This window comes from Erwinia typographi, from assembly GCF_000773975.1.
GTDB lineage: Bacteria > Pseudomonadota > Gammaproteobacteria > Enterobacterales > Enterobacteriaceae > Erwinia > Erwinia typographi.
The window spans coordinates 108579-120641 of sequence record NZ_JRUQ01000039.1 but is presented as its reverse complement, the minus strand read 5'-3'; the positions used below and the strand labels follow the sequence as shown (position 1 = coordinate 120641).

Below are 12063 nucleotides of genomic sequence, written 5' to 3'. Positions count from 1 at the left end.
AGATGCAACACGTTTTTCAGCCGTTGCCCCAGACTGAGATTTTTATTCTTCAGGGATGCACACATGCAAATTCATCGAGTTACGCCTCTGATTATCGGCGGCCTGCTGTTGACGTCGCAGACCTACGCGGCCGACGATTCTGCTGCTGTCAGTAAGGACGACACACTGATCGTTAGCGCCAGCAAACAGTCCCCAAGTTCGGCGTCATCACGCAACGTCTCATCGACCACCGTCACGGATGCAGAGCTTCGTGATGCCAACGTCACCCGCACCGATCAACTTTCACGAGTACTGCCCGGCCTCAACATGGGCAACAGCGGCAGCCTGATTTTTCAGTCGGTCTCGCTGCGCGGCGTCTCCTCGGCACAAGATTTCTACAACCCGGCGGTGACCTTCTACGTTGACGGCGTACCGCAGCTGTCAACTTACGCCATGCAGACGCTGAGCGATGTGGAGAGTCTGGAAATGTTGCGCGGCCCGCAGGGAACGCTGTATGGCAAGAGCGCTCAGGGCGGTATTATCAATATCGTCACGCAAAAACCCGACAGTACCCCGCGCGGCTATATTGAAGGCGGGATCGCCAGCCGGGATGGCTATAACAGTAAGATTAACGTCAGCGGTCCGATTCAGGACGGCCTGCTCTATGGCAGCGTCACCCTGCTCCGCGCGGTGGATAACGGTCCGTTTACCAACCCGGCGACCGGCAGCGATAAGCTGGGCGGATCGCGAAGTAACGTTGGCAACGTGCGCCTGCGCCTGGCGCCTGACGATCAGCCCTGGGAAGCGAACGTCGCGCTGAGTGAAGAATGTACCCACGCCACACAGGACACCTATGTCCCGTTCAACAGCGTCAAAGGCCGCACGCTGGATATTAATAGCGGCTCCGGCGATCCCTACCTGCGGCGCTGTACTCACAGTCAGTCGCTGACCGGGCGCTACACCACCGATGACTGGATCTTCAGTCTGATGAGCGCCTGGCAGCAGCAAAGCTACGATCGCCAGTTCCCCTACACCGCCTACGAGGCCAGCCTGCCGGAACGCTGGAATCAGGACGTACAGGAACTGCGGGCGGCCACCCATGGAGGCGGTCGCGCGGTGGATATGGTATTTGGGTTGTATCGCCAGAATACGCGGGAAAAGCTGAATTCGTCGTACAGTTATGGCGGCGTCCCAATGACCTCGCTTAACTCGAACACGGAAGCGGAAACGCTGGCGGCCTACAGCGATCTGACCTGGCATCTGACCAGCCAGTTTGATCTTGGCGGCGGTCTGCGCTATTCACATGATAAAGCCAAAACGCGCTACGACGGTAACTCGCTGGGCTACGGTTATGGCGACCGTAACCATACCCGTGACGATCAGGTGATGGGCCAGCTGTCGGCCGGTTATCAGTTTACCCCGGCGCTGCGCGGCTATACGCGTATTGCCCAGGGGTATAAGCCCACCGGCTTTAACCTGACGCCAACCGCTGGCACCTCCGCCACGCCTTATTCTGCGGAAAAATCTATCAGCTATGAGATTGGTACGCGCTATGACCAGGGCGATGTTCAGGTCCAGGGCGCGGTGTTCCACACCCACACCAAAGACATGCAGCTCTACTCCGGTCCGGTGGGCTATCAGACGTTAAGTAATGCGGGCAGTGCCGATGCCAACGGCGTGGAACTGAACACCAGCTGGCAGTTTACGCCGGGTTGGTCGTGGAACCTGAACGGCAATTATATCCGCTCGGAGTTCAGCAGCGACAGCGAGCTCTATCAGGATAAGCGCGTGCCGTTCGTACCGCGTTACGGTGCCGGCACTAGCGTGAATGGTACGATTGATACCGCCTGGGGAGCGCTGATGCCCCGGCTGGCGCTGAACGCAGTGGGTCCGCAATACTTCGACGGCGATAATACCCTGCGCCAGGGGAGCTATGTAACGACCGATCTGCGCCTTGGCTGGCAGGCCACCGAGCGCATCAACGTGGCGGCATATATTAATAACCTGCTTGACCGCCGCTACCGCACCTACGCATTCCTGAACGGCACCACCGCGCTGGCCCAGGTGAATGAGGGCCGTACCGTCGGCGTTGACGTACGTGTCGATCTGTTCTGACCTGTCGTCGTGGCCCTCACCGGCCACGACTAAGGGTTAATCACCACCACTTCAACATCCCAGCACAGGGAATTGATCCAAACCAATATTCGGGTTAGTTAATAACCGTAATATATAAATCCTTTCTTTCTGATATAAAAGGATTTCGTATGCCAATACCCGCGTATATGTGGCTTAAGGATGATGGCGGCGCAGATATTAAAGGCTCTGTAGACGCTCAGTACCGTGAAGGAAGTATTGAGATTATTGGTTTCAGTCATGGTTTAAATATTCCCGTAGACAGCGCCAACGGTAAGATCACGGGGACTCGCTCCCATTCTCCCATGATGATTGAAAAGGATTTTGACAGTTCCAGTCCGTACCTTTATAAAGCGGTTGCAAATGGTCAGACGCTGAAAAGTGCAGAGATACGTTGGTATCGCATCAATCATTCAGGCCAGGAAGAATGTTATTTTGTCATGTTAGCTGAAGGTGTAAAAATTACTGGTGTTAATCCGGGAATGCCTAATGTGAAAATGATGGGAAATTCACAGATCAATCATATGGAATCTGTATCCCTGATGTATGACAAGATCACATGGCGTTATGTTGACGGGAATGTCCAGTACACTGACGATTGGAACGTGAGATCGTAAAGAAGCAGTGCGCCTTTACCGGCGCACTCTCCTGGCAATCCTGATAATTAGTACATCGCCTATGATAGCGAATATTAGCGAGGACAGAAGCCAGGCAATTACCCAAAGATCCTCAAAATTTTCCTGACTCACGTATCCATCTTGCCATTGCGCATAAGCCTCTGTTAGCTCCAGGCTAATGAACGTAGACGGATCAATGATTCGTGCCCCCAGGCAAAACAAGGCTATAAATATCGCCATTCTGGCGAACCTACGGGCAAGTGTTGCCATATGCGATCACCTCAATCGATCCGTATGCCATCAGGTCCTTCATACACGGCACACGCATCAGCTGCGTCCTGAGCAATGCATTACGTAACATGGCATAATCAGAGTTATTAGCCAGAGTTATGCAGCCATTGGACAAGACTCCAGGATGTAAACGAAAGTGCTCACGTTTAACCCCTTCAACCCAAAGGCTATCTCCAATACTCCAGTTATCAGGATAGAGGGCAAACCATTCCGAACGCCTGAACTCAGCGCCGCTATGATATTTGTTATAGGTATCTTTCACCCAGGCAATTCTTTTTGAGAAAAAACCACCCTCGCCCCGTTGAACAATCCAGTATTTTCCAGCCGGAAGCGGACCATTTTCAGCGATCTTGCCACATCCACCGCGATTCCGATAAGCACCATTGCCGGAAAAAGCCATAAATGTTCCCACACCGGGAAAAGATAAAGGGGCTATATCAGCATTATTGAGGATAAACTTTCCATGTAAAGCCACGTAACGTCCTTAAGCTAATTTCCTGTGTCCGCAATAATAGCGCCTGGTGGCAGCGGAAAAATTGAGCAAAGGCAAAATAGCTCGCTCTTTTCGGCAGGCGCCAGATTACTTAAAGTTAACCGTTTTTTTTCGCGTTTCATCAACGGACAACGAAAACACGTCCGGCCGGGAATAATGCCCCACCACATCAAAATCGTAACGCGCCTTAACGATATCGCTAATATCAATCTCCGCCGTCACCAGCCCTTCCTGCTGGCGTAGCGGCCCCGCCAGAACATCGCCTAATGGACCGATAATCAGGCTGCCTCCCTGGATTAGCGGGCGGTCTTTTTCCCACCCGGCGATATCGATACCCAGCGTTTCAGGAGAGGGTTGGACCTGGCAGGCGCTGATCACAAAACAGCGCCCTTCATGCGCGATATGACGCATCGAGGCCTGCCATATATCGCGCTCATCCACGGTCGGTGCGCACCAGATTTCAACATTTTTGGCATACATGGCGGTACGCAGCAGCGGCATATGGTTTTCCCAGCAAATTGCCGCGCCGATACGGCCAGCCTGGCTTGCCACCACGGGAAGCGTCGAGCCGTCGCCTTGCCCCCATATCAGCCGCTCCGTTCCGGTCGGCATCAGCTTACGATGTTTAGCCACCAGGCCTTGCTGCGGCTCAAAAAACAGCGCGCTGCAATAGAGCGTGCTCTGATCACGTTCAATCACGCCAACTACCAGCGAGGCTCCGGTACGCTGTGATAATGCGGCCAGAACCTCGGTTTCCTTCCCCGGTACGTCCACCGCATGAGTAAAGTAGTCGGCAAAAGCGGCCCGGCCTGCCGGCAGACGATATCCCAGCTGAGTGCCAAACGTTTCGCCTTTAGGATAGCCCCCCAATAATGCCTCTGGCATCACCACCAGCGAGGCCCGGCTTTCCAGGATATCTTTTTCAAAGGAAAGAATTTTTTCTAACGTCTGCGCTTTACCGCCTGGCATTGAGCCAATCTGAAGCGCAGCGACGACGGTCACTGCTGACATGGGTTTTACCTTGTAGTTTCGCTGAAGATCCAGATATACAACCGTCGTATGATATTGTTCAATAAGGCATTGATGATATGTGATATTAATGACACTCATATCATATATCCTGTTGATTACGCTGTTTTTTCACACCAGCGACGAGGCGGACAGATAAGATGAACCCCCTGAATATCGAAAAAATCGATCTGAATCTGCTAAGGGTCTTTGAAGCGCTCTATGAAGAAGGCAGCGCCAGCAAGGCCGCACTGCGGCTTGGCGTCACCCAGTCCGCCGTAAGCGCCGCGCTTGCCCGCTTGCGGCATATCTATAGCGATCATCTTTTTTACCGTACGGGACGAGGGCTGAAACCGTCGCGGCAATCTGATGAACTCAAACCGATTATTAGCGACGCGCTGAATAAATTTCGCCAGAGTCTTTCTCTGGCAAACGTTGAGGAGAATCGCTTACAGCATCGCACCCTGACCCTGGGCTGGTCGGACGATTATGAAATTGCCCTAGGGCGTCTGCTGATCGACCGGGTTGCCAGCCGTTTTCCCGGCATTCGCTTAGTCCTCAAGCAAACTCACCGTAAAATCGCGGCCGAAATGCTGATGAACCGTGCGGTCGACATCGTGGTGACAACGGGGGGATTGTTATCGAACGCGCTACAGAGCGAACTGGTGGGCAACGGACGTTATGCGTGCCTTATGGATGAAAAAGGGTGCGCAACGGCGTCATTGACGCTCGCAGAATATGTGGCGCGCAAGCATATCCTCATTTCAGCAGGAGGCCTGATCGGCATCGTGGATGAAGAACTCGCGAAGCTGCACATGAAGCGCACCATTGAGGCATCCACTACGCATTTTTCAGCCATTCCTTACCTGTTAAAGGGGTCGTCTGCGGTGGTCACATTACCGGCACATGCTGCCCATGTGCTGGCGGAAGCCTTCGATTTACCGTTCATCGCCTGCCCGCTTGCGCTACCCACTTATCCCATTGAGCTGGCGTGGCGTCATGATGGCCTGCGCGATCCCGCCATCGTGGGCGTCAAAAGCGTGCTCAGGGAGTTAATTTCAACGCTGCATCATGTGGGTATAGAGACAGAAAGACGGCCAGACTAATGCCGCTGTTAATCCGCTATATCACACCAGGAGATGTTAATAGCGGAACAGGACCGGCGCACGAATTTCACGATCTTCATCGCCAGGCTCCTTAGCATCAAGATATCGGCCGGACATGCCGGCCGGGGACGATCAAAAGCTGATTCGCTCTACTTTGCCCACAATAAAAATGTATGACAAAGCGCCAACTAGCGCGACAGCCGCGACAAAGATCAGCGCAGGTGCAAAATTACCGTTGCTGACTAAATAACCGATCACGATTGGAATAATAATTGAAGAGAGGTTGCCAATAAAGTTGAACGTCCCACCGGTCACGCCAATCGCTCTCACTGGCGCAATCGCCGAAATCAATGTCCAGGTTATCGAGGAGAATCCATTACCAAAGAAGGCCAGCGTCATGAAACACACGATCAGCGTGGTGTCGTCAGTAAAGTTGGCGCCAATAATGGATGTGGACAGCAGTAACCCAAGAATAATAGGTAACTTACGGGCGAACGTGATGCTATAGCCTCGCTTGATCAGCCAGTCTGAGAAGATGCCGCCCAGCAGCACGCCAACAAATGCCGCAAGAAAAGGAATCGAGGTCAGGAAGCCAACTTTGATGAAATCAAGATGGCGATACTGCACCAAATAAGTCGGGAACCATGTCAGGAAGAACCACAGCATTGACGTCGACGCAAACTGACCAATGTACACTCCCCAGAGCTTACGGCGCGAGAACGCCATTTTTACCTGTGACCAGTCCATCTTTTGCTTAGCTTCACCTTTATCACCCACGGTTGCGGAAATGATCCCGCCACCTTCGCGGATATACTCTATTTCGGCCTGGTTCACACGGCGGTGCTCATCCGGCTGGCGATAAAGGGCATACCAGATAATGCCCCAGACAACCCCGGTCAGCCCCATGAGGATAAACATACCCTGCCAGCCGATCCAGCTCTGAAGAGCAACCAGCACCGGTGTCAAAAATGCTACGCCAACAAATTGGCCGGAGGTATAGCAAGCAATGGCCTTCCCTTTTTCATGTTCAGGGAACCAGGCCGTCACTACCTTGTTATTGGTCGGAAAGGCCGGGACTTCAAACACGCCGATAGCCAGTCGTAAGCCAAACAGCGTCATGAAACCTTGCGCCACGCCCATCAACATGGTCATGGCGGACCAGCCGATCAGCATAACGGTGTAGAGCAGACGTGGGACGATTTTATCTACCATAAAACCGCCCGGTATTTGCAACAAAGCATAGCTCCAACCAAACGCAGAGTATATATAGCCCATTTCAATGGTTGAAAGTCCAAAATCTGTTGCAATATGAGGTCCTGCAATTGAAAGATTACTTCTGTCCATGTAGTTAATGACTACGGAAACAAATACCATAAACAGAATGAAAAACCTGACCTTCGTTGGTTTTTTAGTACTCATGTTAACCTCTGTCTTTTATCGTAAGGTACGTTTTTATGTACAAAAACCCGGGTTGGACAATAATGCCCAACCCGTCACTGCTATTTTTTTAATATTTAAGCGTAAACTTACTGCAATAGCTGACTGATTTTTTTTCCTGTTTTTAGCTCCGCGTAATGGTGTTCTACCTGGTGAATAAGTTCTGCGTTCTCTCCCACACCGCTGAGTTTAATTAATACTTCTCGTGGAGATTTATAGGTATCAAGGAGGTTTTCATTCTTCTCCCCCCAGAGAATTGCGGCAGCAATGACGATGGCGATGATATTGGTATCGCCCTGAATGCCTTTAATCATGTTAGCCGGTGCGATCATGCGATCGTCCGAACGAAGTTTGCGGCTGACTTCGCGCGCATTTTTACTGACGTAGTCTTCAATCGTAGGGTTACTAAATTTTTTCAACGCATTATCGGAGAAGGTCGTTTGTGAATCAGCATCGACACCCAGCACCTGACAAAGCGCCTGGTTCAACTCAGGTACAACAGAGTGAATAACAGCACGAACCTCCGGATCGTTGGCGGCCGTGGCGTAGTCTTCAATACCTTTGTAAGCACCGAGATAGGTAACAATCGCGCTGATGAAGTTATAGGTATATATCTTACGTTTCAGTAGATTGCTCATGTCTGGTTCAGGATCAAGACCATCAACCGGCAGCACTTCCCCCAGCGCAGCGGCATTGTAAGGGGCTCGGTTATAGTCCTCGGTACCTATATCAAGCCGGGTTTTCTTCAGTACATTGGTGGTACAGAAAATGGCAAGTTCCGCCACGTTGAAATCGTCATGCCCACCCAATCGCCCGGCTAATGCTTCAGAAAAAATCTGTCCCGGCGAAACACCGTTCTCACAGACCAAAATCTTTAGCGCAGAAACCCCAGCTTCGCGGCGGCGCTGTACTGCGGACGCAATATCCGCGGCAACGCCCGGCAAGTTTTGTTGACCCACTGAAATCAATAACACGTCAGCATGTTCAACCGCATTATTAGCATCAGAACTGCCCGCCTGATAAGCATTGAAGTTCTGAATATGTACAGGTTTTACCGATTCATCGAAGCAGTGGACAGTAAAGAAATTGTCTTCCCTGAGATAGTTAACTAATTTCTCATTTTTATCGATAAAGGTCAGATGATATCCGCTCTTATAAAAGAAACGAGAGACAAATCCACGGCCAGACTGACCGGCACCGATAACAACAGCAGAGGGTTTGTTAGTCATAAGTAATGATTCCTGCATTTTTAAGAAAGATAATTTTTTCCCTGATGGCAGCAGCTAAAAGTCCGTCTGTCGGAATTTGGCAGACAGTTTTAAGAATGTGGTCGATACCCTGTTGCTCACGCATTTCTTTTAATTTTACCGCGAGGGGATCTTGCTGATTATCGTAATAAAGCGCAGCGGCAATGGAGGTAGCAATGCCGTCCAGTGGCAGATCGTATTCACTCACCAGCTTTGCCGCCCCGATTAGCCGATCGTCTGGCCCTAGCTTGCGAAGAGGATCGGCCGCATGACGGCGGACGTCATCAATGATGGCGTAATCCTGATACTTACGTTTTGCCTGCAGTGAAAACGCGGTTTGTTCTTCGAGACTACAGTGATGACGGCGGGATAACGCAAGGTTGGTTGCCGTATAGACGTTTTCCAGCACCGAAACGATGAAACTGTCGTTCGCCGCATCAGCAAGCGAGTAGAGTTTTTTGAGGTAGCCCAGGTAAGCAATGGTAGCGTTGCCAGTATTGTAGGTAAAAATCTTTCGTTCGAGGAATCCGGCAAAATTGTCCTGATAGACAACCCCCTTAATCGCTGGCTGCTGACCACGAATGTTAGCCGCATCAACTGGAAGTTCCCAGAAGTCCTGAACCGGCACAATCAACGGGTCATGCAGTAACATCTCTGGGGTAGGATCGACGGCTGAACGCATCACAACGGCTTGTGCGACTCCTGTTCGCCCGGTAAACAGAGCGGCATGTTCTGCGCTGAGATGCGCGCGAATGCTTTCGGACAGAACGCGCGCAGGATCTTTCCAGTTCTCACAGGTAATAATGTTAAGCGCAGACTGCCGTTGATCGCGCTGATAGCAATCCGTCAGCGAGGCGGCAATGCTCGCCCCCAGAGAGACCAGGTTTTTACCGCCCACAGACGTAAAAACAACGTCTGCATCCTGTAGTTCGTAAGCGACCCCCTCGATGTCGTTTAAACTCAGGCAGCGATAGCCATCAACAAGGGTGTTCATCTGCTCCGCGCCCATTACATGGACGGTGAAATGCCCGCGAGTCCGTAGCTGTTGCAACAGTGGCTCGTTGAGATCGACATACACTATTTCCCACTCTGCCAGATAGAGCAATTGCGAGATAAATCCACGGGAAATCTTCCCTGCGCCATAGATGATGGCTTTCATTATTCAGCTTCCTCAAGTTGATGAATATTGGCATCGAACACATCTCTGAGCGCGTCATACAGGCTGAGATATATTTCAAATTTGCGGTTGTACATCGCGTGGTTTGCTTCATTCGGCATAAAGACTTTCGCGGTGCGGATCATGTTTTCTGATGCAGTGGCTAACGAGTCGTACCATCCCAGGGCATACGCGGCCAGGATAGCCACGCCAAGGCAACCCGCTTCCGTAGTATTGAGTTTGCAGAACGGCACGCCGAGGATGTCAGCTTTGATCTGGTTCCAGATATCCAGCGCGCTGGCGCCGCCAGAAACCACAAACTGCTCAGGCAGGGTTTCCAGCCTGACCGCGCTGGCTTTAAGTGCGAAACCCACGCCCTCAAGTACCGCGCGAGTCATGTGATCTTTGTTGTGATGCGCCCGCATACCAAAGAACACGCCCTGCGCATTTGGGTTCCACCATGGGTTACGCTCGCCATTGATATACGGCAGGAAAATCAGTTTCTCAGCGCCTGCGGGCACGCGGTTTACGTGGCGTTCGATATCCACGTAATTCTTACTCACCGCAATATTCTCCATGTACCACTGCAGTGCCTGACCACCCGATGAGGTCACGCCGTAAGACAGACTCACATCATCAACAAACGGCAGACAATTAATGCCCTCAGGAGCAGCGTTCAGCGATTCGGAACTGACAATACCGATATGCTCTGAAGTTCCGGTGATATCAAAGCCACAGCATGTCCGCGGGATACCGATCGTGCCCATAATCGCCGCGTTGAGGTCGTTCCACCCCAGAATCACCGGAATCCCCTCTGGAAGGTTGAGGTTCGCCGCAGCGGCCGGAGTTAGCGTTCCGGCGACCGCCCACGGATTATCATGAGGTGGAATAATCTGCGCGGACACCCCCGCCCACTTAAGTAATTTGGCTGAGAGCACCTGCGTGCGCTGATTAACGATCCCCTTAAGGCTGGTGAGATCGGAACGCCACACCCCGGTCAGTTGCCAGATGACGTACTCTTTTAACTGCACGAGATGATGTGCCCGCGATAGCTGTGCAGGCTCATGGCGGGCCAGCCACTTCAGTTTTGGGGCAATGAAAGCAGGGCCAACAAGCATGTCCATACCCAGCTCATCATGCAATTCTGTTCGGGAGAACGTTTCAACCAGCTCTTTCGCTTCCTGGCTCGCCCGGCTGTCCATCCAGGAGATGACCCTGGTGAGCGGTTCGCCGTCAGCAGCAACCAGAAAATGAGCGCTGATTTGCGAACTGATCGCGACAGCCTCAATGCAGTATGTTTGCCCTGCCTCACTGAATAAACGCGCAAGCATCTCGCAAATTTTCCGCCAAATCTCCCAGGGGTCCTGCTCAACATGGCCTGGCGAAGGAAAATACAGTGGGTAAGATGCCTTGTCAGAAAATAGCTTGTGTCCGAGCTTATCGATAAGAACCAACTTGCTGGAGGTAGTACCGATATCCAGCGTAAGAACAACTGAGCTTTTCATTATTTTTGCCTTATTTTCGAGCAACCCCAGAAAATGAAACGTTTCATATTTGATGAAAAAAAAATCAAATCGCCCGCGTGGAATCGCGAACAACTAATCCTGGCTCCAGTAGCGTAGTGGTGTAAGAAGCAGCATCGCGACCCTGAAGGCGTTGAAAAATGGTGTTTGCGGCGTGCATTCCAATACGCAGCGGTGACTGAGTGACCATGGTGATGCCTGGCGAGATGATGTCCCACATAAAGTTATTTTCGTTAATCAGCATTAGCGAGACGTCATCCGGGATGCGAATGCCTAAAGATTTCGCTTCGTTAATCGCGCCTGCGCACTGCATGTTGTTTACGCAAAGGAGAGCTGTCGGGGGATGTAGCTGACTCATCAGCGTGCGAAATGCCCTCCCGCCCTCTTCATAACTGTAAGCACCCTGGGTATGAAGAGCGGCATCATAGGCAATGCCCAGCGTCTCCATTTTCACCAGCGCCTGCTGGTAACGATAACTACCATGGTAAGTGTTCTGATCGCCATGCAGGATACCCATGCGCTGATGGCCAAGTGACTGGAGGTATTGCAACGCCATTACAATCGCCAGCGGAAAATCATCCCCGACATAATCACAGGGAATACCTGGCACATAACGATCCACCATCACAATCGGAATGTTGCGTTCAATCAGCGAACAGATTTTTTCCTGCGTTTGACCCGTACTACAGATAATGATGCCGTCACTGCGATTGCGCTCAAACATATCCAGGCTATCGAGTTCTTTATCCACGGATTCGTTGGTAGTACCGATCGCCATATTATAATTGTGCGTGACGGCCACCTCTTCGATGCCCTTAGCCAGCGCCATCTGGAAGGGGTTGGTGATGTTCGCCAGCAGAACAGAAAGCGTTCGCGAGTTTGCGGTACGAAGATTCTGAGCAATGCTGTTCGGCGAATAGCCCAATGTGGCGATAGCATTGATCACCAATGCTTTACGACGCGCGCTGACTGTCGGGTCGCCATTGATCACCTTAGAGGCCGTACCAAGGGAGACATTTGCCAGTTTTGCCACATCTTTAATCGTCGAAACCATGCCAGTCTCATTATGAAAC

The 12063-nt window shown here is 51.6% G+C and carries 10 protein-coding genes; 3 read left to right on the top strand and 7 right to left on the bottom strand.

Annotation, left to right across the window (positions count from 1 at the left end):
* The first annotated feature begins 63 nt into the window (after positions 1-63).
* A complete protein-coding gene (locus NG99_RS13340; protein WP_034893497.1) occupies positions 64-2094 on the top strand; it encodes a TonB-dependent siderophore receptor in 2031 nt (676 codons plus the stop codon).
* Positions 2095-2243: 149 nt separating this feature from the next.
* A complete protein-coding gene (locus tag NG99_RS13335) occupies positions 2244-2729 on the top strand; it encodes an Hcp family type VI secretion system effector (RefSeq protein WP_034893493.1) in 486 nt (161 codons plus the stop codon).
* 250 nt (positions 2730-2979) lie between these two features.
* On the opposite strand, the gene NG99_RS13325 is transcribed toward NG99_RS13335, so the two are convergent.
* The gene (locus NG99_RS13325) at positions 2980-3495 is read right to left on the bottom strand and encodes a DUF2778 domain-containing protein (protein ID WP_034893486.1); all 516 of its coding nucleotides are present in this window, start codon (positions 3493-3495) and stop codon (positions 2980-2982) included.
* A gap of 105 nt (positions 3496-3600) precedes the next feature.
* Positions 3601-4524: a carbon-nitrogen hydrolase family protein gene (locus tag NG99_RS13320; protein WP_034893483.1), complete on the bottom strand. Its 924-nt coding sequence runs from the start codon at positions 4522-4524 to the stop codon at positions 3601-3603.
* A 158-nt stretch (positions 4525-4682) separates the two neighbouring features.
* Here NG99_RS13320 and NG99_RS13315 point away from each other — a divergent pair, with 158 nt between their 5' ends.
* Positions 4683-5627 (top strand): LysR family transcriptional regulator, encoded by a 945-nt coding sequence (locus NG99_RS13315; protein ID WP_052130701.1) that lies wholly within the window; start codon positions 4683-4685, stop codon positions 5625-5627.
* Between the two features lie 132 nt (positions 5628-5759).
* Here the strand turns inward: NG99_RS13315 and NG99_RS13310 are convergent, their stop codons facing one another.
* The 5 genes from NG99_RS13310 to NG99_RS13290 all read right to left on the bottom strand — a co-directional run bounded on the left by NG99_RS13310 (position 5760) and on the right by NG99_RS13290 (position 12044).
* Entirely contained in the window at positions 5760-7046 is a 1287-nt protein-coding gene (locus tag NG99_RS13310; RefSeq protein WP_034893480.1) for an MFS transporter, read from the bottom strand.
* 107 nt (positions 7047-7153) lie between these two features.
* Positions 7154-8293, bottom strand: a complete 1140-nt coding sequence (locus NG99_RS13305) for a mannitol dehydrogenase family protein (RefSeq protein ID WP_034893478.1) — start codon at positions 8291-8293, stop codon at positions 7154-7156.
* The gene (locus NG99_RS13300) at positions 8286-9470 is read right to left on the bottom strand and encodes a mannitol dehydrogenase family protein (protein WP_034893475.1); all 1185 of its coding nucleotides are present in this window, start codon (positions 9468-9470) and stop codon (positions 8286-8288) included. Before NG99_RS13300 ends, NG99_RS13305 begins: the two co-directional genes overlap by 8 nt.
* Positions 9470-10972 carry a xylulokinase gene (locus NG99_RS13295; RefSeq protein ID WP_157032629.1) on the bottom strand — a complete coding sequence of 501 codons (1503 nt, stop codon included), beginning with the start codon at positions 10970-10972 and terminating at the stop codon, positions 9470-9472. The genes NG99_RS13300 and NG99_RS13295 overlap by 1 nt, the downstream gene beginning before the upstream one ends.
* A 64-nt stretch (positions 10973-11036) precedes the next feature.
* Positions 11037-12044: a LacI family DNA-binding transcriptional regulator gene (locus tag NG99_RS13290; protein ID WP_034893469.1), complete on the bottom strand. Its 1008-nt coding sequence runs from the start codon at positions 12042-12044 to the stop codon at positions 11037-11039.
* Between the last annotated feature and the right edge of the window lie 19 nt (positions 12045-12063).